At 45.4% G+C, this 21,613-nt stretch carries 20 protein-coding genes; 19 read left to right on the top strand and 1 reads right to left on the bottom strand.

Annotated elements, in window-relative coordinates; genetic code table 11:
• Positions 1–137: 137 nt before the first annotated feature.
• From HNQ56_RS09310 to HNQ56_RS09220, 19 genes are all read left to right on the top strand, one after another.
• Positions 138–2,315, top strand: a complete 2,178-nt coding sequence (locus tag HNQ56_RS09310) for a methyl-accepting chemotaxis protein (RefSeq protein WP_429144907.1) — start codon at positions 138–140, stop codon at positions 2,313–2,315.
• Between the two features lie 59 nt (positions 2,316–2,374).
• Positions 2,375–3,400, top strand: coding sequence for an SGNH/GDSL hydrolase family protein (locus HNQ56_RS09305; protein WP_429144905.1), 1,026 nt, complete (start codon positions 2,375–2,377; stop codon positions 3,398–3,400).
• A 33-nt stretch (positions 3,401–3,433) separates the two neighbouring features.
• A complete protein-coding gene (locus HNQ56_RS09300; protein ID WP_429144903.1) occupies positions 3,434–4,759 on the top strand; it encodes an FAD-dependent oxidoreductase in 1,326 nt (441 codons plus the stop codon).
• 98 nt (positions 4,760–4,857) lie between these two features.
• Positions 4,858–6,306, top strand: coding sequence for an ABC transporter substrate-binding protein (locus HNQ56_RS09295; protein ID WP_429144901.1), 1,449 nt, complete (start codon positions 4,858–4,860; stop codon positions 6,304–6,306).
• A 112-nt stretch (positions 6,307–6,418) separates the two neighbouring features.
• Positions 6,419–7,339, top strand: a complete 921-nt coding sequence (locus tag HNQ56_RS09290) for a carbohydrate ABC transporter permease (RefSeq protein ID WP_429144899.1) — start codon at positions 6,419–6,421, stop codon at positions 7,337–7,339.
• A gap of 12 nt (positions 7,340–7,351) precedes the next feature.
• The gene (locus tag HNQ56_RS09285) at positions 7,352–8,194 is read left to right on the top strand and encodes a carbohydrate ABC transporter permease (RefSeq protein ID WP_429144897.1); all 843 of its coding nucleotides are present in this window, start codon (positions 7,352–7,354) and stop codon (positions 8,192–8,194) included.
• A 75-nt stretch (positions 8,195–8,269) separates the two neighbouring features.
• Positions 8,270–10,096, top strand: a complete 1,827-nt coding sequence (locus HNQ56_RS09280) for a cache domain-containing sensor histidine kinase (protein ID WP_429144895.1) — start codon at positions 8,270–8,272, stop codon at positions 10,094–10,096.
• On the top strand, positions 10,097–11,725 hold the full coding sequence (locus HNQ56_RS09275) for a response regulator (protein ID WP_429144894.1): 1,629 nt from the start codon (positions 10,097–10,099) through the stop codon (positions 11,723–11,725).
• 54 nt (positions 11,726–11,779) lie between these two features.
• On the top strand, positions 11,780–12,781 hold the full coding sequence (locus HNQ56_RS09270) for a glycoside hydrolase family 130 protein (protein ID WP_429144892.1): 1,002 nt from the start codon (positions 11,780–11,782) through the stop codon (positions 12,779–12,781).
• Between the two features lie 173 nt (positions 12,782–12,954).
• Complete coding sequence (locus HNQ56_RS09265) at positions 12,955–14,196, top strand: endo-1,4-beta-xylanase (protein WP_429144890.1); 1,242 nt, start codon at positions 12,955–12,957, stop codon at positions 14,194–14,196.
• Positions 14,197–14,327: 131 nt separating this feature from the next.
• Positions 14,328–15,089: a histidinol-phosphatase HisJ family protein gene (locus HNQ56_RS09260; protein ID WP_429144888.1), complete on the top strand. Its 762-nt coding sequence runs from the start codon at positions 14,328–14,330 to the stop codon at positions 15,087–15,089.
• A 38-nt stretch (positions 15,090–15,127) separates the two neighbouring features.
• Positions 15,128–15,568 carry a large conductance mechanosensitive channel protein MscL gene (gene mscL / locus HNQ56_RS09255; RefSeq protein ID WP_429144887.1) on the top strand — a complete coding sequence of 147 codons (441 nt, stop codon included), beginning with the start codon at positions 15,128–15,130 and terminating at the stop codon, positions 15,566–15,568.
• A 106-nt stretch (positions 15,569–15,674) separates the two neighbouring features.
• A complete protein-coding gene (locus HNQ56_RS09250) occupies positions 15,675–16,715 on the top strand; it encodes a glycoside hydrolase family 5 protein (protein WP_429144885.1) in 1,041 nt (346 codons plus the stop codon).
• A 148-nt stretch (positions 16,716–16,863) separates the two neighbouring features.
• Positions 16,864–17,382, top strand: a complete 519-nt coding sequence (locus HNQ56_RS09245) for a YqeG family HAD IIIA-type phosphatase (RefSeq protein WP_429144883.1) — start codon at positions 16,864–16,866, stop codon at positions 17,380–17,382.
• Positions 17,383–17,411: 29 nt separating this feature from the next.
• A complete protein-coding gene (locus tag HNQ56_RS09240) occupies positions 17,412–17,954 on the top strand; it encodes a shikimate kinase (protein WP_429144881.1) in 543 nt (180 codons plus the stop codon).
• A gap of 3 nt (positions 17,955–17,957) precedes the next feature.
• Entirely contained in the window at positions 17,958–18,401 is a 444-nt protein-coding gene (aroQ, locus tag HNQ56_RS09235; protein ID WP_429144879.1) for a type II 3-dehydroquinate dehydratase, read from the top strand.
• An 86-nt stretch (positions 18,402–18,487) separates the two neighbouring features.
• Positions 18,488–19,555: a M24 family metallopeptidase gene (locus HNQ56_RS09230; protein WP_429144877.1), complete on the top strand. Its 1,068-nt coding sequence runs from the start codon at positions 18,488–18,490 to the stop codon at positions 19,553–19,555.
• A gap of 83 nt (positions 19,556–19,638) precedes the next feature.
• Entirely contained in the window at positions 19,639–20,196 is a 558-nt protein-coding gene (efp, locus tag HNQ56_RS09225; protein WP_429144875.1) for an elongation factor P, read from the top strand.
• A gap of 118 nt (positions 20,197–20,314) precedes the next feature.
• Complete coding sequence (locus HNQ56_RS09220; protein ID WP_429144873.1) at positions 20,315–20,665, top strand: GIY-YIG nuclease family protein; 351 nt, start codon at positions 20,315–20,317, stop codon at positions 20,663–20,665.
• A 24-nt stretch (positions 20,666–20,689) separates the two neighbouring features.
• Here the strand turns inward: HNQ56_RS09220 and HNQ56_RS09215 are convergent, their stop codons facing one another.
• On the bottom strand, positions 20,690–21,535 hold the full coding sequence (locus HNQ56_RS09215) for a shikimate dehydrogenase family protein (protein ID WP_429144871.1): 846 nt from the start codon (positions 21,533–21,535) through the stop codon (positions 20,690–20,692).
• Positions 21,536–21,613: the final 78 nt, after the last annotated feature.

The following is a 21,613-nucleotide window of genomic DNA, read 5'->3' as shown; positions in this document are numbered from 1 at the left end:
TTTAAATTAATCTATTATTAAATAAGGCACGGCCCATGCTGTAGATCGTGATTATCGGAACATGATTTAGTTTCGATAATATAGGCAGCTTCTGGATTGGTAGTTAAAGGGGGAAGAGCAAGGAGGAGGAAATACTTATGAAAGGTATAAAGGAACATATCCATGGCGGAGTAAGACGTATTAGTAAGCAGAAGAGGCGGGCAAAAAATGAAGATACCAAAGAGATAAATCCCGAACAAAACAGGAGCAATAATACAGAGGTCAAGGGAAGTTTTGTTGGAATACGCGGTAAGTTAATCGGGTTTTTCTGCATCCCGGTCCTTTTAATGGTATTATTGGGCCTGATATCCTATCAGATATCAGCAAAGGAGAGTGTCCGGGCCTATGAAAAATCCGTAAGCACAAGCTTTGAGGTTGCCTCCGGCTACTTCAACGTAATCCTTCGCGGCATTGAAGCAAAATCCCTGCAGCTTGCCTTAAATGATAATCTGAAAAAGTACTATTCCGGTTATTATAAGAAAGACAAACCGGCAGAGATGGAGGTGATTAACAATGAAACAGTAAATACCCTGGGCGTGAAGGTTGCGGATCAGTTTATTGATAATATATTTATCTTTGCGGATTACGGAAGCGGAATAGCTACAAAATCAAATATTCCAAACCAATTCTATAATGAATTCCTGAGCTATCCGGAGGCATTGGAATATCAGGAAAGCGGCGAACCTCATTACTATCTGGCTTCTCATGAAGAGCTGGATAAAAACCTGAAGCTGAATTCATCTTCCTACAGCTTTTCTCTGGTTCGTTCTCTTGAAAGCTCTAACCGCAAAAAGATAGGTTACATCCTGGTAGATATCAAGAAGAGCGGAATGGAAGAGATTCTGGGGCGCTTGAAAATGGAAGAGGACGCGATCTACGGTATCGTTCTGAGAGATGACAAGGAGCTGACTGCGGGAATGATACCGGAAGGTTTTCGATTTACCGATCAGGAGTTCTTTGGCGCTGCTTTAGAAAGCTTACCGCAGGCAGAAGCAGGTCAGATCGATTATCAATATGTAGAATATAAGGGAGAAGAATACCTATATGCCTGCTCCATGATCGGAGATTCGCAGTTCATGCTGAATGCAATGATTCCTAAGGCTGCCATTATGCGGCAGACAGTGAAGCTTCGTAATATTACATTAATTGTGGTTGCAATGGCTGGTGCTGCCGCTATTCTTATCGGAACCTATGTGGCACTTGGGATCAGTAATATCATACATATCATTAATACGAAATTATCCCTGGCGGCAGAAGGGGATCTCAACGTTGAGGTAAGAACAGGCAGAAGAGATGAATTCCAGACTTTGGTTGGCGGGATTACTTCAATGATTCAGAGCATGAGGAAGATTGTTCTTCAAATTGCCGGCATCAGTAAAGAGGTATCTGAATCCGTGGGAGAGGTATCGGAGAACTCAGGGCTGATCCTGAAGGGTACCGGTGAAATCTCCATGGCGGTATCCGATATCAATGCCGGTATAACGCAGCAGGCAGAGGATACGCAGAGCTGCTTATATCAGATGGAGCATCTGGTGGAGCAGATTAATTCCATGACGGATAGCACCCATGAAATTGAAATGATGGCCGGCAGCACGAAGGCTGTAGTCGGAAAGGGTATCATCATTATGGATGAGCTTGGGGCAAAGGTAAAGGATACCAACAGCATCACAGCGGATATCACGGAGGAGATTAAATACCTGGAGCGGGAGAGCAGGAATATCGAAAGTATTGTAGCTGCAATGAATGAAATATCGGAGCAAACCAATCTCTTATCTCTGAATGCATCCATTGAAGCTGCCAGAGCAGGGGCGGCAGGAAGAGGCTTTGCCGTAGTGGCCGATGAAATAAGAAAATTAGCCGATCAATCAACGAGGTCTGCCGCTCAGATCGGCAGAATTATCGAACAGATTCAGCTATGCACAAAGAAAACGGTTGGTACTGCGAAGAGGGCTGAGGTGATCGTACAATCCCAGGAGGAGAAATTAAAGGATACAATTGCCGTGTTTGCTGATATCAACTTACACGTAGAGAGCCTTACCGGTAAACTATCCATTATTGAAGAGGATATTAAGAAAATGGAGGAAGCAAAAACAAATACGTTAGGTGCCATCGAAAACATCTCCGCAACAGCCCAGGAGACTTCCGCGGCAACCAACACCCTGGATATGACGGCTTCCCAGCAGCTGGCAGCGGTTGAGCGTCTTAATCATACCGCCAGTCAGCTTCACCGGAATATACAATCCCTGGAAGAGGCGGTTCATGTATTTAAGGTATAGAAGAAAGGTACGATTGAAAATACGGTACAAATGGGACAGAAAGGGTATTGGAGGACTATATGACAGATCAGAATATCGAATTTCATAATGTGGATCATCTCGAAAGAGTGGAGGGAATGAGTGGATTACGGCTTCACCGCTTTCCAAAGGAATTTACAAAACAGTTAGGAATAGAAGGCAACCGCAGCGGACGCTTCCGTGCCCAGCGTCCTCATGGCTGTGAACTGCGTTTTGTCACAGGGTCCAAGTTCTTTGATCTTGCTCTAACCGCTGTGGAGGGGGACAATGACATCATGATCTATTATGGTGACAGGATGCATTCGAAGCATACTCTAAAAGCAGGCAATCTAACTGTGCTTCATGTGGAGAAGCCCGAAATATATCGTATCGTTGATCCCTGCAGGTTATTGAAGGGCCGGTTTGCACCGAAGGTGTGGCGTGTTCAGTTTGGACTGAACAGTTATATGCATTTTCATTCCATTGATACCTTTGGTTTTCCGATACGGCCGCCAAGGAAGGAGGAAAAGCCGGATACTCTATGGGCTGCCTATGGTTCTTCCATTACCTGCGGCAGTGTATCCGCCCTGTATTCCAATAGTTATGTGAATCAGGCCGCAATCCGCTTGAATTATGATATTTTAAACAAGGGACTGTCCGGCTCGTGCCTGTGTGAGCCCTTTGTTGCTGATTATCTTGCTGGCCTTGAGGTTGATATACTTACTCTGGAGCTGGGTGTGAATATGATATTATTCTTTGAGGAAGACCAGTATCGCAGCAAAATTCAATATTTTCTTCAGAAGATGAAAGATAGCCGGGCCCGCAGGGTTTATATTATAGACATGTTCCCGAATAAAGGCTTGATCGCAGCGGACAAATCCTCAAGGTATTATGTTAATTATAGAAGCTTTAAGGCAATATTGAGAGAAGAGCTGAAGAAGATATCGGATCGGAGAATGGCTCTAATCCCTGGGGAAGAGATATTAAAGGATCTTGACTATCTGAGTACGGATTTGCTTCATCCCTCCGATGACGGGCATATCCGTATGGGAGAGCATCTTGCCAATTGGATTCTTTCCTACAGATGAGCAGAAAAATAAACAGATAAAAAGGAGTTTAAAATGGAGAGATATGATATTATTGTAATCGGAGGAGGACCCTCCGGAGCAGCGGCTGCCGTAGCAGCTGCCAGAAACAAAAGCAAGGTCCTGCTTATTGAGAGGGAAGGATATCTTGGCGGAATGGCTACCAATGCGTCAATTCCTGCCTTTGGACCCTATACGGACGGAAGGACTAATCTGATTGGAGGAATTGGATTAGAGATACAGGATGAATTGAAAAAGCTTAGCTTTGACAGCCCGTTTTTTGATTATAAACCGGACCGGATCAAGAACAGGGATTGGCTGCCGATTGATGCGGAGGCCTTAAAACGGGTACTGGATTCTATTGTTATGAACAGCGGATGTCATCTGCTGTTACATACTTCGGTAATTGGGGCAGAATGCAGCGGAGGAACCATAAGCTCTGTTACGATACATAATAAGAGCGGAATAGAGAAGGCGGAAGCAGATTACTTCATTGATTGCTCCGGTGATGCGGATGTGGCTGCCCTGTCCGGCGCAGGCTTTGAATACGGGGATGATCAGGGAAGGGTACAGGCCGCTACCCTCTGCTTCAAGATAGCCAACTTTCATGTGGAGCGTTTCATGGAATATGCAAAGGAGGTCAAAGAAGACGGGAATCTGTCCGTAGCCGTCAACCGGGCGAAGGCAGCAGTAGAGTTCCCTGCCGGAGAAAAGAGTGTTGCCGGAATTGCTATTCTGGCCAATGGAATGGCCGGTCTGAATTTTGGACATGTTTTTGATATCAAGCCTTTGGATCAGCAGGATCTGACCAGAGCGGAGCTGGAGGCGAGGTCTCGATTGCCGGAGTTTATGGAGTTTTTACATCGGTATGTGCCCGGAGCCGAGAATGCGGTGCTGGCAGGAAGCGGCCCTAATATTGGAATTCGTGAATCCAGAAGAATTATCGGCGAGTACAAAATGACGGAGGAGGATTACTACAACCGCGCTGATTTTGAGGACAGCATTGCTTATTACAATTATCCGATTGATATGCATGCAGCGGTGCCGGAAGAGAGCGAAGATAATCATGTCCGGTACAAAACCTCCAAGTACCGGATGGGGGAATGCTATGGTATCCCGTATCGGTGTTTATTACCCAAGGAGCTTAATAATCTTGCCGTAGCAGGAAGAACCGTCAGCAGTGACCGGGCTATGATGTCCACCCTTCGTATGATGCCGCCCTGCTTTGCAACCGGACAAGCGGCAGGAACCGCGGCAGCTTTGTGTAAGGCAGGTGCGATCAGCTTCAAGGAACTGGAGGTTCCCCAATTACGCCGGCTGCTGCATCAGCAGGGGGTATATCTAAAGGATTTCAGAGGATAATACAGGGTCAATTTTCGAACATAGCTAAGTCATTTAGTGAATTGTTCTTTTCCATAGCCCGGGATATAATGGGACTATCAAAAAGGAGGGTATTTAAAATGAAAAAAATGAAAAAGTTTTTTGCAATAGCGTTGACCTTTGCCATGGCGCTCTCCCTTTTCATGGGGTGCGGCAATCGTAAAGAGGGAACAGAAACCAAGACGGACGATAAGGGCGGTGCAGCAGCTACCGAGGCTCCGAAGGATTCTAAGCCGGCTGCAAGCGGAGAGAAAACAGTAGTCACGGTATGGACAAAGGACAGACATGATGCGGACTTTATGCAGGGCCTGGTGGATGAGTACAATGCCGCCAACACAGATAATATCGAGGTTAAGTATGAGATTTACTCAGACAATTACGTTCAGGCAGTGGATATGGCTTTCCAGAGCGGAGAAGCTCCTGATATGATGGTGGTTCAGGATGCGGTTATTAACAATTACATAAGCACAGGTAAATTTGCCGACCTCACCCCCTTCATGGATGATGAATTCAAGGCGACCTTTGCAGACAATATGATCGACGGCTTTAATGTAATTGACGGAAAATGCTATTATGTTCCTACTGCTTCCACAAGCTGCCGTTTATTCTACAACAAAGATATCTTCGCCAGAGTCGGAGTGGACAAGGCTCCTGCCAGTATGGAAGAAATGATTGAGATCGCTAAGAAGATTACCGCAGAATTATCAGGAGAAGGGATCTATGGCTTCGCTTCCAATTTCAAGAGCCCCGGTTCGGCACTCGGCCGTTCCATGACATTAGCAGAGATGAGAGAAAGCGGTAATGTCAACGGCTTTGATTTTGCAAAGGGTGAGTATGATTTCTCCGTATATGCGGACCAAATCGCGGCATGGAAGGTATTAATGTCTGAAGAATGTGCATTTCCCGGATGTGAGTCCCTTGATATCGATCCTCTCAGAACACAATTTGCAGCCGGTAAGATCGGTATGTATATGTCCTATACCCATGCGGAACCGGGAGTATACAAGAATCAGTTCCCGATGGAGCAGGAATGGGGCTGTGCCCAGCTTCCTACGACAGGCGGTATTGTAAACGGCGCTCAGAACTATCAGGCAATCAACGGCTATTTCTTCAATGCAGAGAGCAAGAACCTGGACGCAGCCTGGAAGGTATACACAGCAGTATTTGCCAATGTTCAAAATCTTGCCGATTACTATACCGCGGGTCTTGGAATCTCCTCGGTAAAGGCTGCTATTGAGCTGGCTACTCCGGATGAGGTTTATACAAAGAATCCGGATCTGTTATTAACCGCTACCGACAAGATTTATCCGAAGATTCCTTCCGCAATCAAAGCCGATGCGGTGGTTATCGAAGGACAGGATTTCTACAGTGTATTTGCAGAAATGATCCTTGGTGATTTGGATATTGCAAAAGGACTTGCAGACTTAACAGAAAGATACAATGCGGCATATCGTACGGGGATCAAGGAAGGAATTGGAACAGAGATTAAAATTCCAGGCTTTAACCCGATGAAGCCGATGGGCAATTAAGAAGGACATAATTTTATACAGACAAAAGTGCGAGTTGTCTTGAACCTTTAAGACAACTCAAACTTTTTAAAGAAAGGAACGAAAATCGGTGGGCTTAAATAATAAGGTTAAAATGTCACCCATAAAGAGAAAGAGATTAATTATCGAAAATCTGAGGTCATACAGTTTACTGCTCCCTAATCTAATTCTATTTATCGTATTCTCGGTTTATCCGGTAATCTGGACCCTGAAATATGTATTCTACCGGTACGGCGGATACGGCTCCTCTATTCCGAAGTTTACAGGTTTCGATAACATTCTTCGTGTTTTTCAGGATGAGATTTATTGGAAAGCGGTGATGAATACCCTGCGCTATGGCGGCGCTAAAATACTGTTGACGATTCCTCTTGCATTTATATTAGCGCTGCTTTTGAGCAAGAAGAGAAGAGGGAACGGTGTGTTTCAGAGCATTATTTTTATTCCTACCATTATGAGCTCTGCGGTAATGGGCCTGGTCTTCTATCTGCTGTTCAATGTTTACAGCGGGCAGATTAACCAGTATCTGCTGGATTGGAATATAATAAGCAAGCCGATTAACTGGCTGGGACAGGAGCACGCGATGAAGACGCTGGTGATCACCGCGGTATGGGGCGGGCTTGGTAATTATATGGTATATTTTATTGCCGGGCTTCAACAGATATCGGAGGAGGCATTGGAGAGCGCGCGCATCGACGGTGCAAATCGGCTGCAGACCATCTGGTATATCATTTTGCCGATGCTTGGTCCTATTTTGAAGATTATCTTAATGCTGGCAATTACGTCGGCCTTCGCGGATATGAGTAATGTCATGGTATTGACCGAAGGCGGGCCGACCAATGAAACCATGGTTATGGCGCTCTACGGATATCAATTCTTCTTCCCGATATCGGCGATTGCCTCCGTAACGCCGCAGTTTGGTTACGGAGCGGCAGTAAGCTTTATTTCAGCAATCATAGCCGGGATTATCACGGTGGGATACTTGTTCATCTCAAAAAAACTTGACGATATTTATTAGGAGGCTGACAGGATGAGTAAAAAGAAAAGATGGCTTTTATTTCTCGCCGCGTATTTGTTCGTCGGTGTTATGGTTTTATTCACCGTTTATCCGATTATATATGCAGTGCTGGGCTCCTTTAAGACGAATGCGGAATTAACCAGAGGAGCGGCCTTTTTGCCGGAGCTATGGCACTTCGATAATTATTACCTGGCTTTCGTAAAAGCAGACTTTGCAAAATATACCCTTAACAGCGTGGTTGTCAGTGTCTCGGTTATGGTCATTGCCAGTGTTACGGCTGCACTTGCCGGATATACCTTTGCAAGAAGAGATTTTATATTTAAGAAACTAATTCTGGCGATGTATGTAGGATTAATGTTTGTGGCATTGGGGTCCGTAACCCTGTATCCGACTTACATGCTTTTGGTGAAGCTGAACCTGAACAAAACCGTGGCGGGCCTAATCCTGGCATTAACCGGAGGTCAGGCCACCAATGTTATGCTCATCATGGGCTTTACAAAAAGCATACCCAAGGAGCTGGATGAGGCGGCAATCATAGACGGATGTACGGTATATGGGATCTTTTTCCGCATTCTGCTGCCCTTGATACGGCCTATTCTTGCTGTTGTGGCCCTGTTTTCCTTCCGCCATGCATGGAATGATTATATCACCACGCTGATCATGAGCATTGCTTTGCCGAATCTGAGGACCCTGACCGTTGCGGTTGTTCAATTAAAGTACTCGGTCAATGCTGCCGCGGAATGGCATATTATGCTGGCGGGAGCCTCCATTGCCATTATTCCGATTTTAGTCCTGTATCTATTCTGCAATAAGCAGTTCATTGCCGGCTTAACCTCGGGAGCGGTGAAAGGCTGATGATTTCCGGACTGAAATATGGTATCATTGCCTTGCAGGGAGATGAAGGAAACTAATCTCACAGGAGGTTCGGCCATGAGAAAAAAATTAGGAAATACGAAGTTTAAGACGAAGATAGTTCTTTTGTTCATTATATTTTTATTGGTTAACAGTACTTTTGCGGGAATGCTTTATTATAATTATGCCTATAAGGATACACTGAGGAACTTCTACCAGAGCTCAGAGGATATTGTATCCCAGATGAATGTTCATATCCATAGCCGATTGCGGGGCATTACAAGCAGGGTTTATGCTCTGAACAACAATATGAACTTCGTCAAACCCATGACGGACTTTCTGATTTCTCCGGTGAATCATAATTATGTGATCCTGTTGAGCACCGTACCGGATTCCATCAGTGAATTACAAAACAGCGATGACTATATCGATTCGGTTTATATATTTACGAAATACGGTTATTTTGAAAACTTTGTCAAGATCCGAAGGCATGATGTATGCATGGAGGACACCCAATTATATCAGTATTTTATAGAGCATCCGGACACCACCATAGGCTGGTTTCCTGCGATGGAAAGCCCTATCTTTCATGATAAGGAAATGATTATCCCTGTTGTATACCGCTTCAGGATAAGTTATCAGGATGTGTTCACCATCGTAAGCATTAATCAGGCCAAAATTACGGAATATCTGGAGAAGACTTATGAATCCTATGATAAAATATTTATTGTGGACAGGGACGGAAATAATATAGCAAACTATAGTGAGGAAGAGAACGAAATCTATTCATCCCTGGATTTTGAAGCTTTAGCGGAAAGCTATGATGTGGTGTGCGAACCAATCACTTATCGAAATAATAAATATCTGGCAACCTATACGGTGATGAAAGGCAATGGCTGGAGAATCTGTGCTTTAAAATCCACAGAATCTCTGCTGGGAAGCCTTTCAGAGCTGCGTTTGTACATAATCTATGTTCTTGGCGCAAGCTTTCTTCTATGTCTTATTACCGTAGTAATACTTGCGGGAATGCTGACAAAGCCTTTAGGGCAATTGGTGCAGATCATGGATAAGACTATAAAGAAGGGATTTCGTGTGCAGTTTAATTACCCCTATGAGGATGAGGTGGGTAATCTTGCAAAGAGCTACAATTACATGGTCAGGGAAATCGATACTCTGGTCACGGAATTAAATGATAATATAGCGGAGCTGGAAAAAGAAAAGGAAAATGTAAAAAAGGTGCAGGCATTAAAGCGGAAAGCGGAGCTTCGAGCCCTGCAGGCACAGATTAATCCGCATTTTCTGTACAATACATTGAATACGATTACCTGGCAGGCCGCGGACCAGGGTGCCGAGGAGATCAGCGTTCTGTCAAATTCCCTGGGTAAGTTCTTCCGCATCAGCCTCAGTAAGGGAAAAGAAGTGATTACAATCCAGGAGGAAGTAGAGCACGTTTGCAGTTATCTGGAGATTCAGAAGATCCGTTATAAATCCAAGATCCAGTACGAGATCTCCATTCCGGAGGAAATCCGAAGAATGTCCATTGTGAAGCTGGTATTGCAGCCCCTGGTGGAGAATTCCCTGTATCATGGAATTAAGAGGAAAGAGAATCAAGGCTGTATCAGGATATCCGCCGTATTGCAGGAGGATGGATACGGAGTTCCGGGCATTAAGATTTGTGTTGAGGATGACGGCATGGGAATTGAGAAGGAGAAGCTGGAGCAGCTGAATGAGGACCTGAGCCGGTGCATTACGGATTGCAGCTCCGGTTATGGAATCTATAATGTGAATGAACGTTTGAAGCTATATTACGGTGAAGCCTACGGCTTAACCCTTGAGAGTAAAGCAGGGGAAGGAACCAGGGCGATCATCGTAATCCCTGCGCAGGAGACGGGAGGGGAAGGGTAAATGTATCGGATCATAGTTGCGGACGATGAAGAATATGTAAGAGACCTCTTAGTGAAGGGAATTAACCAATCACAAATACCCTTTGAGGTGGTGGGGGTTGCAGCGAACGGCACTGCCGCCATTGAGCTTGTCAGGGAGTTGAATCCGGATGTGCTGATTACGGACATCTGTATGCCAGGGATCGACGGCTTGGAGCTGATAAGGATGGTCAATGACCTGGATCAGAGCATTAAGACCATTATAATCAGCGGATATGATGAATTTGCTTACGCAAAGAAGGCGATGACTCTTGGGGTAGCGGAGTATCTATTGAAGCCGTTCCTTCCTGCCGAGCTTTTCGCTGTGTTGAAAAAGATACAGGAGCAGCTGGAGAATCAAGCTAATTTATTGCGCAACATGGAGCAGATGCAAAGCCAGATTCAAAAAAATATGATGCTTGAGCAGGAACGTTATCTGCTGCAGGTTCTTCACAATAATCTGCCCGAGGAGCAGCTGCAGCAGGAGGGCGAGCGGGTTCTTCTCGATGTCCGGGCGCAATATTATTGCGTTGGGATACTGAAATATCCGATTGCCCAAAATAAAACAGAGCAGCAGGACTACTGTAAGACGGAGGAGCTTTTAGCCATTGTGAAGGATACTTATTTTCCTGCAAATCTAAGTCTTTACCTGGTCAATGAGAATAACAATCATTTGGTCCTTATTTTTTGCGGAAATCACAGCAATCAGATGCTGTTCCATAAAAGCATCCAGGAGGGCCTTGAGAAAATGAAAGACAGCATGCAGCGCTATTATCATATTAAATTTGGCTGTGCCCTTGGCAATACCTATCAGGAATGGAAGCAGATATCCCATTCCTACAAAGAAGCCCTTTCCGTGTGGAAGGGATATCTGTTCCAGACGGACAGCACCCTTCTTTATGCGGATATGCAGAAAAAGGGGCAGGAATTCAGCGGAGATGACATACAAAGTCCCAAGGAGCTGGAAAGCTCATTACTGCTTCATATTCAAATGAATCGTAAGGATATGGCAATTGCCGATCTGCAGGATATTCTGAAATATTATGCTTCCTTCGGGGTGGATATGGTGGAATTTGTGAATATATCCCTGGTGAATCTGGTGTATACCATTTCCGAGAAGCTGATGAAGGCGAGAGGGGATATTAAGGCGTGGGAAGATGAAGGAATGGTAGAATATCTGAAGAAGCATTTTACCCACGGAAGCTTGATGGAGGCCAAGCTGGTGCTGGAAGAATATATCATACGATGCTGTGAACAATATGCCCTCATCAATAAAAACCAAGGGGACAAAATTGTCCGTAATGTGAAGTTTTTAATCGAGGAAAACCTGGATAACGAGGAGTTTAATCTGGAAAATGCGTCGATGCAGCTATATTTCAGTCACAATTATATACGCCAGCTGTTTAAGCAAAAAACAGGGGAGAGCTTTGTCGAGTATCTGGGCAGAAGAAGAATGGAAACAGCAGGAGAGCTGCTGAAGAATACCAACCTGAGGATTCAGGAGGTGGCCAATAAAACCGGCTACAGCAATCCAAGGTATTTTGCCAGCTGCTTCCGTAAGTTCTATAACTGTACACCGACGGAGTATCGCGGTGAGAGTGAAGAGAAATAACTTTTCGTACATAATAACTTTTCGTGCATAAGAATAGGCAAGGAGGAAAATAGAATGGGAAGAATGCTGCCGATTTTGACATCCAGCGATGTCATATACAGATATAACGGAGGGGAGCCGGTGCTTAGCAAAAAGGACATCCCTTATGAGGCGGATTGCATCTTTAATGCAGGAGTTACAAAATATCGCGGCCAATATGTTATGGCCTTCCGCAATGATTACAACTTTGATGGGGCGGGAGCCTTCGGTGATTGCATGATTGGACTGGCCTTCAGTGAAAACGGAATTGACTGGAAGGTCCAAGAGAAGCCGTTCATTACCAAGGAGGATTTAAACGATCCCGATGTGACAAAGGTCTATGACCCAAGGCTTACCGTGATAGACGATGTGTGCTATCTTTGCTTTGCGGTAGATACCAGGCATGGTGTTCGCGGCGGTATCGCAAGGACGGAGGATTTGAGCACCATCGAGATTCTCACCCTTACAGCGCCGGATAACCGGAATATGGTACTCTTTCCGGAGAAGGTAGGCGGCCGCTATGTACGCCTGGAGCGTCCGTTTCCGGTATACTCCAGAGGAGGAGTGGATCGTTTTGATATGTGGATCTCCTTTTCGGAGGATATGAGATATTGGGGAGACACCCGGCTGCTGCTTGGGGTGGAGGATGTTCCCTATGCCAATGATAAGATTGGACCCGGCGCACCGCCGGTTAAGACGGATAAGGGATGGCTGACCTTATTCCATTCCGTCGATATTGACCGGACCAGGGGAAAGAATGGCTGGGAAGCAAAGTGGCAGAAGCGCTACTGCGGAGGAATTATGCTCCTTGATTTGGAGGACCCTTCCAAGGTCATCGGTTTATATAAGGAACCCTTGATTGCACCGGAGACTCTGTATGAAGTGGAAGAAGGGTTTCGCACCAATGTAATCTTTCCGGGCGGAATGATATTGGAGGATAATGATGAAGTGAAGATCTATTACGGAGCTTCGGACACGGTGGAGTGTCTGGCAACTGCCAGGCTGGAGGATTTATTGCCGCTTTGCAAATCCGTATAGGTAAAAGGAAAAACAGGGAGGGGTTCTGCTCGGATGGCAGAATCCCTTGGTTCTTATATTCAACCGCTTAACCCGTTGTCATAAGATTCTCATTGAAAATAGGAGGAGATTCTAGTATAATACAAGTAAGCAATGTGTAAACGTTTACTCAAATATAGAATAAAGGAGTCAAAATGAGCGAGATAATAAGAGAAGCGCAGCGTCGAATTAAGCAAATACGTCAAACTGATGTGGAAGTGCGGGTTTTAAAAGATGGCAGACCGGTGGAAAATGCTAATGTCGCTATCCGTATGAAAAATCACCAATTCTTATTTGGTGCGGTATGCTATAAATATGGCACCTATGAGACGAAAGAGAAGAACGATCTTTTTACAAAGGAGTTTGTAAAGCTATTTAATTACACTATGGTTCCATACCACTGGAGTTGGTATGAGCCAAAGCGTGGTGAATTTAATGAACCATATACGGGCAATCTGATTAAATGGGCAAAGAAAAACAATCTGAAACGAAAATTACATGCTTTGGTCTGGCATGAATTATGTCCGGATTGGGTTACCTTTGACGATGATATAACAAAGCTGTATACGGAACGAATTTCTTATCTTATGAAAAACTATGGCGAGGATTTTGATTTTATTGATGTGGTCAATGAAACGACGGTGAATAACCGTTTCGACAATCCGGTGTCACGTTGGGTCGAAAAGATGGGCCCAATTAATATGATGAAGTTTGCAACAAAGCTTGTCCGATCCTTTCAACCTGACGCAAGACTGCTCTATGGTGATTGGAATGTTCATGTGGAGGAATATTATGATTTCCTTCGTGAAATTCGTGAAAATGATGTTGATATTGATATCCTGGGAATACAAAGCCATCAGCATGTGGATCGCTGGAGTGAGGAAGAGACCATGAGAATCATGGATCGGGCAAGTGAGTTTGGCTGGCCGATTCATTTCCCGGAGAATTCTATCTGCAGCGGCAAACCCATTGGGGTAACAAATTACGGAGCAGGGGCCAGGAATCAGTGGAGTGAAACGGAGGAAGACCTGTATTCCCAGGCAGAATTTGCACGCAATTTTTATACTCTTGTTTTTAGCCATCCTGCAACGGAAGCTTTGTCATGGTTTGACTTTACGGACCACCGCTGGTTAGATGCTCCGGCGGGTGTTGTGACAGAAGACCTTAAAATAAAGCCGGTCTACAATGCCTTGTATGACCTGATTCACCGTGAGTGGCACAGCGATGCGGAGCTTGTTACCGGTTCAAGCGGAACCTGTGCAGCACGTCTGTTCTTCGGTAATTATGATATAACGGTTGAAGCGAATGGTGTCATTACAACGGCAAATCTTGATCTATTGCGTGAAAGCTTCTATTCGGGAAGTGAGAAACCAAGGATGATCGAGATACTTGTCTAATATGATGAAAAAAGGCGGATGAAGATAAACTTCATCCGTTTTTTTGAAACTTATCCTTAACTTGCGTTTTTTATCGAATATGCTATAATATTTTTATAATTTAAGAAACAGTACGAAGGAAGGGGAGGGTTATGAAAGCAGATTTACACGTCCATACCCACATATCCGTGGATTCCAGTGTGACAATGGAGGAATACTGCAGGAAGGCAATCGCGGAAGGAGTTGATTTTATCTGCTTTACAGATCATGCGGATTATAATCAGAAGGATGATGGCTATGGCCGTTATGATGCCCCGCTTTTCTTTGAGGAATTTAATCAGGTGAAGAAGGAGTTTGGGGAGCAGCTGGTGCTGCTGGCAGGAATAGAGTTCTCGGAGCCGCATTTATATCCCGAAGAGCTGCAGAGTATTTCCCAATACCCTTATGATATGATTATCGGAAGTATTCACTGGGTGAATGATATGTTTCCGGGACAGGAGGTACGCAAGCTGTACTCTGCGAAGCAGTATTACGGCTGGTATTGGGATATGGTCTATGAGACAGTGTCCTACGGCCATTTTGACTGCCTGGGACATATGGACTTTCCAAAGCGCTATTACAGTGAGCTGGTATATGATATCTCCAAGCTGGAGAAAATCCTTGGGAGAATGGTTGAGCGGGGGATTGTGCCTGAGATCAACACCTCGTCCCTGCGGAAGGGCTTGTCCGCCGCCTTGCCGGATGAGGAGCTTCTGAAGCTGTATAAGGAATGCGGCGGAAGGAGGGTCACCATTGGTTCGGATGCCCATGTCTGTGGCGATCTGGCAGCAGGAAATGCATATGCCAGGGATTTGATCAGAAGAATGGGATTTGAGGAGGTTATCTTCCGCAGAAGACAGCCGGTGGCGATTTAACCATATTGCAAAAATACAGAAAGAGGATGAAATTCAGAATGAAAAAAATGTTGAAGGAATTTAAACAATTTGCCCTAAAAGGAAACATGATTGATCTGGCAGTCGGTATTATTATCGGAGGTGCCTTCAGCGGTATTGTCAACTCCCTTGTCAATGACGTTATTATGCCGCTTCTGACTTTGCTTACGAAGAGAATTGACTTTAATAATTTATTTATTTCATTGAATGGTGTGCACTATGAGACTCTGGCGGAGGCGAAGGAGAAGGGAGCAGCTACCATCAACTACGGTACCTTCCTTTCCGGTGTGCTTAATTTTCTGATTATGGCATTCGTTGTGTTCATCATGGTGAAATGGATGAATAAACTGAAGAAGCCGGAGCCGGCTGCAGCCCCTACGGTAAAGCAGTGTCCCCATTGTATGTCGGAGATTAATATCAAGGCAACGAAATGTCCTCATTGTACTTCGGATCTTCAGTAAAGCAATTTTCGGGAGAAGGAAGGATGAACCCGGGTACTATATAAGATGGTATCCGGTTTGTTTTTTGCATGAGGCCAGACACAAGAAAAGAAAGGAGAGGAAAGGGATGTGTAATATAATGGAGGGATACCGGGCAGGTGTCAATTTAGGGGGATGGATATCCCAGTTCAAAGAGGGGACGAAGGAACATTTTGATACCTTTATCCGGGAAGAAGATCTGGAGCAGATTGCATCCTGGGGAATGGATCATGTCAGATTGCCCATTGATTATACCGTGCTGGAAGATGACGGAAAGCCCTTTCAATATAAGGAGGAGGGATTTGCCTATATAGACCGGTGTATCCGATGGTGTGAGGAAAGAGGGATGAATATTATTCTGGATCTTCACCGTGCGCCGGGCTATGCCTTTCATTCGTTGAAGGAGAACCGGCTTTTTGAAGACGGGGAGCTTCAGGAACGGTTCTTGTCTCTTTGGAGAACCTTTGCCGAACGTTACCGGAGATATGGCGGCAATGTGGTGTTTGAGCTGTTAAATGAGATTGTGGAGCCGGATTCTCTGCGCTGGAACCATTTGAGCAGACGGACCGTGGAGACCATCCGTGAAATTGATAAGGAAAGGATCATTATTGTAGGAGGAAACCGCTACAACAGTGTGAATACCCTGAAGGAGCTGGAGCCTGTTCAGGATGAGAGGCTGGTCTATACCTTTCATTTTTATGAGCCCCATATCTTTACCCATCAGAAGGCCGGCTGGGAGCCGCCTATGAGGGAATTGGATTTTGCTGTGCCCTACCCTTCCGGCGAGGAGGATTATCAGAAATACAGACAGCTGTCAGCAGAGTTCCGGAGACAACTGGACTTTGAGGAGAGAATTGGAAAGGAGGAGATCCGCAGATATCTCCAGCCTGCGTTGGAGTTCATGAAGGAGCGCAATGCCCCCCTCTATTGCGGGGAATATGGGGTAATTGTCCATGCGCCCATGGAAAGCAATCTCCGCTGGCATAAGGATGTATGCGATATTCTGATGGAGTATGGAATTGGCAGGGCAGTGTGGACCTATAAGCGAATGGACTTTCCTCTGGTGGACCGGAATTCCCGGATCAGGGACGAAGAATTGATTCGGATTGTGAGCAGGAAGCAGATTTAGCTTGTGAAATTATTTCGTGATTGCTATAATGAAGGCGTATTCTATGTTCATGAACTAATGTCATCGGTATCAGGACTAGAATATCGGAAAACAGCATAAAATAATCAGCAACAGTAAACAGAGTACAGTATGAATATGGGAGGTCCTTATGCTTCGCAGATTTTATCCGAAGAGATTAGCGCCGTCATCTTATGATATTGAATATGAGAAACTATACGAGGAAGGTTATCGCGGGATTTTATTTGATATAGACAATACTTTGGTGGAACACGGAGCAGATGCCAGCGAGCGTGCGGTACAATTATTGAAACGGCTTAAGAAAATTGGTTTCCAGATCTGTCTGATCTCCAATAACAGCGAAGAAAGGGTTCGGCGTTTTAATGAGAGGATCGGTGCAAACTATATCCATAAAGCGAGGAAGCCCTCCATGAAGAATTATATCCGGGCCGTCAAGCTGATGGGGACCCGGATTGATAATACCGTATTTGTGGGGGATCAGCTCTTTACCGATGTATATGGTGCGAACAGGGTGGGAATGATGACCTATCTTGTAAAACCGATTCATCCGAAGGAGGAGATCCAGATTGTATTAAAGAGAAAGCTGGAGCGGATTGTGCTTTATTTCTATCAAAGAGATGTAAAAAACGGAAAAGTAAAACAGGAATAGCAGCGGGCAGAATCAACGCAGGAGAGACTATGAGGCAGAATATAATATTAATCGGATATATGGGCTGCGGAAAGACAAGCGTTGGGGTAAGGCTGTCCAAGCGCCTGTCGTATCATTTCCTGGATACGGATGCTGTGCTTGAGCAGAGAGAAAAAGATACGGTCAGCCATATCTTTGCCGCTCGCGGAGAGGAATATTTCCGTAACCTGGAGACGGAGCTGTTGAAAGAGCTGCTGCCGGGAGCGGACCGGACGGTGCTGGCCACAGGAGGAGGACTGCCGCTTAGGGAACAGAACGCCGCGCTTTTAAGGGAAATGGGCTTTGTGGTATATCTGAAGGCATCGAAGGAGACTACCCTGCAACGTCTGAGGGGTGATATGACCAGACCGCTGCTCCAGGGCGAGAATTTGGATCAGCGGGTCGAGAGGATGCTGGTCAGCCGGATGCCCTTTTATGAAAGAGCGGCCCATGCCGTTATTGTGACCGACGGCAAATCAGCGGATGAGATTGCCGAACTGATACGGGAACTGTACAACCATGATAAAGGGAAACGGGAATGGAGGCAAGAGTAAGGGATGAGAATATTGGTGGTCAATGGACCGAATTTAAACTTTCTGGGAATCCGGGAAAAAGGAATCTACGGGACGCAGGACTATTATGATCTGCTGAATCTGCTGGAAGAGAAGGCCGGGGCAAGAGGAATTGATTTAGAAACCTTTCAAAGCAACAAGGAAGGTGAGATCATTGACCGTTTACAGAAGGCCTATCATGACAAAGTAGATGGGATCGTGATTAATCCCGGTGCCTATACCCACTACAGCTATGCCATCCGCGATGCTTTGGCGGTTTTTACGGTACCGAAGATTGAGGTACATATCTCCAATATCCATCAGAGAGAAGAGTTCCGTCACACCTCCGTCACGGCGCCGGTATGCACGGGTCAGATTGCAGGGTTGGGACTTCAGGGATATTTACTGGCAATTGATGCAATTCTTGCTATGAGCGGTGAACAGGTATAGCAGTACATGATCAGGAAGTGACAGGATGTACGGCGAGCCTTAATCATAAATTAAAAAATAAACTCAGGAAGGGACAGGTAGAGAAGATGGACAACTATAAAAAAGTACAGGAAATATTACAGAGGCTTTCTCTTGATGCGATATTGATTTCCAATGGCAACAATATGCGCTATATCAGCGGGTTTGCAGGAGAGACGGGATATCTCTATATCTCCGGGAGCAGACACGCGGTTATTACGGATTTCCGGTACACCATACAGGCGGAGCTTGAGGCGGAGGGCTATGAAGTCATAACCATCGGAAACGGCGGGTATGGGGAGACTCTGAATGAGGTTCTGCAGGCAGAGGGAGTTAAAAGGCTGGGCTTTGAGGCGGAGGATATGCTGTTTGCGGATTATACCCGCTTGAAGGAGAAGCTGAAGGTACAGGAGATGGTTCCGGTTGGCAGTGAGGTAACTGCATTGCGCCGGATTAAGACCCCCAGGGAACTGGAATGGATTAAGAAGGCGGAAGCCATCGGCGATATGGTATTTACGGAAATATTAGATTATATCAAGCCCGGAATGACAGAACTGGAGATAGCGGCCAGGATTGAGTATCTGCTGAAGGTGAAGGGGGCTTCGGGGTGCAGTTTTCCGGCAATTGTAGCCTCCGGTGTGAACTCCTCCATGCCTCATGCGGTGCCCTCGGCTAAGAAGGTAGAGGCCGGCGATTTCCTTACCATGGATTTCGGCTGTGTATATGAAGGATATTGTTCCGATATGACCAGAACCATTGTAATCGGAAAGGCTTCCGAAAAGCAGAAGGAGGTATACAATACCGTTCTGAAGGCCCAGCTGGCTGCTCTGGATTACATCAGGGCAGGTGTGAAGGGCAAGGAAGTGGATAAGATTGCCAGGGATATCATATACCAGGCCGGATATGAGGGGTGCTTCGGACACGGCCTTGGTCACAGCGTAGGCTTGTACATCCATGAGAATCCCAGATTATCCATGCTGGAGGAGGATATCATTGAGGCCGGTATGACAGAGACAGTAGAGCCGGGCATCTATATTAAGGGCTTTGGCGGGGTAAGAATTGAAGATCTGGTTGTGGTTACCCAGGACGGGCATGAGAACTTTACCTTCTCTGAGAAAAAATTAATCGAATTGTAGGGTGCAGCCGAAAAAAAATGTTGCAAATTAGTCCGGGTTATTATAGACTAAAGAGTAGTCAATTTTAAGGAGGAGTTTTGTATATGATTTCAGCAGGCGATTTTAGAAACGGTCTGACAATAGAGATGGACAATAATGTATATCAGATTATTGAATTTCAGCATGTAAAACCGGGAAAAGGCGCAGCATTTGTAAGAACGAAATTAAAGAATATTAAAAGCAGCGGCGTAATTGAGAAGACCTTCCGCCCTACGGAGAAATACCCCCAGGCGCATATCGAGAGAAGTGACATGCAGTATTTATATTCCGATGGAGAGCTTTTCCATTTCATGAATGTAGAGACCTTTGATCAGATCGCTATGAATGAGGATGCTGTAGGCGATGCTTTAAAATTCGTAAAAGAGAATGAGATGGTTAAGATGCTTTCCCATGGCGGACATGTATTTGCCATCGAACCTCCGTTATTTGTAGAACTGGTGATCACCGATACCGAGCCGGGCTTTAAGGGCGATACCGCAACGGGTGCCAACAAGCCTGCAGTGGTTGAGACAGGAGCTACCGTATATGTTCCTTTATTCGTTGAGCAGGGCGACAAGATTCAGATTGACACCAGATCCGGCGAGTATATGAAGCGTGTGTGATTAAGCGGCATTTCAGAAATAGCGCAAATTCAGGGGGATTTTAGGATTTCCAAGGATTTGCGCTATTTTAAGATTTGCAGCCCTGATGGTGGGCGATTTGGAAGAAGGGAAGGTTTTTATGGAACAATTTTCAAAAAAAGATAGAAAAGAGCAGTATAAAACCCGTCTGGTAACCGGCGGAGTGTATTGCATTGAATGCAGCGGCAATGGTCGTAAGTGGATCAAATCAACACAAGACCTGGCCGGACAGAAGAATAAGTTTGAGTTTTTTGTTTCCACCAATTTATGTCCGGAACCGGGAATGAATTCGGAATGGAAACAGTACGGGGCAAATTCCTTCTCCTTTACGATTCTGGAGGAGATTAATAAAGGAGAGACACAGACCGATCAGGAATTTGCAGAGGATATCCATACGCTTTATGATATGTGGTTGGAAAAGCAGTCTGCAGCCGGGGACGGGCAACAGTGAGGAGAGTTCTATTGGGAAAGAACTTTATTGAAGCTTCAAGGCTTCCAGCAGATAACGATAGGTATCCTCGATTACAGAATCCTCCAGCTTCTGATCCAGAAAATATTCGATTGCCTGCTTTGCTTGAGCAACCAGCATAATGAGACCGGTCACGCCCTTCATTCCCAGCTCTTTCGCCTGCATGGTGAGTCTGGTTTCCAATGGATTAAAGATGGCATCCGCAACAGCCGTACACTGTGTGAAAGGGACCAGATCAATGGGAGATGCCTCTGTCTTTGGATACATTCCCAGGGGGGTGGTATTAACAATGACCTGAGCGTCAGGATGGTTCTGCAGGCAGTCCTCATAGGAGATGGTGTCTTCCGCGCGCTGGCGGCTCACCGCCAGTACCTGGGATGCGCCGAGATGACGCAGCACCGCGCGAACGGTGCGGGAAGTGCCTCCGCTGCCTAAAACGAGGCATTTCCTGTTGTTTATTGCAATATTATAATATTCCAGCATATACTGAAAGCCGAAGAAATCAGTATTATATCCGATATAGCGCCCGCCGCGTTTTACAATGGTATTCACGGCACCGATTTCCCTGGCCAGGGGGTCCAGCTCATCCAGATAAGGAATGACAGCCTGCTTGTAGGGAATGGTCACGTTAATTGCGGTAAAATCCTTCCGTTCCATAAAGTCTGCAAATTCTTCTTTCGATAAAGGAATTAAATCATAGGTATATTCCGCAATCCGCTCATGAATTAGCTTGGAGTAGCTATGTCCTAACTTCTCTCCGATTAAACCGTATCTCATCGTCTCATCCTTTCTATTTCCATCTATCCTGTAAATATCCGATATCTTGAACAGCTGATATTCTGAATAACCCATATCTTAAACAATTCATATTTCGCTATGTCGAATGCTTAATAAACAGAATAATATAGATGACACTAATATGCAAATCAT

The sequence above is a fragment of the Anaerotaenia torta genome, from assembly GCF_050433395.1.
Taxonomy (GTDB): domain Bacteria; phylum Bacillota; class Clostridia; order Lachnospirales; family Lachnospiraceae; genus Mobilitalea; species Mobilitalea torta.
The sequence above is the reverse complement of the archived record's forward strand: the minus strand, read 5'-3'. Positions and strand labels throughout refer to the sequence as shown.

Coding starts and splice junctions, on each gene's coding strand:
- HNQ56_RS09275 (WP_429144894.1), top strand. CDS start 10,097: ATGTATCGGATCATAGTTGCGGACGATGAAGAATATGTAAGAGACCTC.
- HNQ56_RS09215 (WP_429144871.1), bottom strand. CDS start 21,535: ATGGGTTATTCAGAATATCAGCTGTTCAAGATATCGGATATTTACAGG.
- aroQ (WP_429144879.1), top strand. CDS start 17,958: ATGAGAATATTGGTGGTCAATGGACCGAATTTAAACTTTCTGGGAATC.
- HNQ56_RS09280 (WP_429144895.1), top strand. CDS start 8,270: ATGAGAAAAAAATTAGGAAATACGAAGTTTAAGACGAAGATAGTTCTT.
- HNQ56_RS09270 (WP_429144892.1), top strand. CDS start 11,780: ATGGGAAGAATGCTGCCGATTTTGACATCCAGCGATGTCATATACAGA.
- HNQ56_RS09260 (WP_429144888.1), top strand. CDS start 14,328: ATGAAAGCAGATTTACACGTCCATACCCACATATCCGTGGATTCCAGT.
- HNQ56_RS09265 (WP_429144890.1), top strand. CDS start 12,955: ATGAGCGAGATAATAAGAGAAGCGCAGCGTCGAATTAAGCAAATACGT.
- HNQ56_RS09295 (WP_429144901.1), top strand. CDS start 4,858: ATGAAAAAAATGAAAAAGTTTTTTGCAATAGCGTTGACCTTTGCCATG.
- HNQ56_RS09220 (WP_429144873.1), top strand. CDS start 20,315: ATGGAACAATTTTCAAAAAAAGATAGAAAAGAGCAGTATAAAACCCGT.
- HNQ56_RS09285 (WP_429144897.1), top strand. CDS start 7,352: ATGAGTAAAAAGAAAAGATGGCTTTTATTTCTCGCCGCGTATTTGTTC.
- HNQ56_RS09245 (WP_429144883.1), top strand. CDS start 16,864: ATGCTTCGCAGATTTTATCCGAAGAGATTAGCGCCGTCATCTTATGAT.
- HNQ56_RS09310 (WP_429144907.1), top strand. CDS start 138: ATGAAAGGTATAAAGGAACATATCCATGGCGGAGTAAGACGTATTAGT.
- HNQ56_RS09290 (WP_429144899.1), top strand. CDS start 6,419: ATGTCACCCATAAAGAGAAAGAGATTAATTATCGAAAATCTGAGGTCA.
- mscL (WP_429144887.1), top strand. CDS start 15,128: ATGAAAAAAATGTTGAAGGAATTTAAACAATTTGCCCTAAAAGGAAAC.
- HNQ56_RS09305 (WP_429144905.1), top strand. CDS start 2,375: ATGACAGATCAGAATATCGAATTTCATAATGTGGATCATCTCGAAAGA.
- HNQ56_RS09230 (WP_429144877.1), top strand. CDS start 18,488: ATGGACAACTATAAAAAAGTACAGGAAATATTACAGAGGCTTTCTCTT.
- efp (WP_429144875.1), top strand. CDS start 19,639: ATGATTTCAGCAGGCGATTTTAGAAACGGTCTGACAATAGAGATGGAC.
- HNQ56_RS09250 (WP_429144885.1), top strand. CDS start 15,675: ATGTGTAATATAATGGAGGGATACCGGGCAGGTGTCAATTTAGGGGGA.
- HNQ56_RS09300 (WP_429144903.1), top strand. CDS start 3,434: ATGGAGAGATATGATATTATTGTAATCGGAGGAGGACCCTCCGGAGCA.
- HNQ56_RS09240 (WP_429144881.1), top strand. CDS start 17,412: ATGAGGCAGAATATAATATTAATCGGATATATGGGCTGCGGAAAGACA.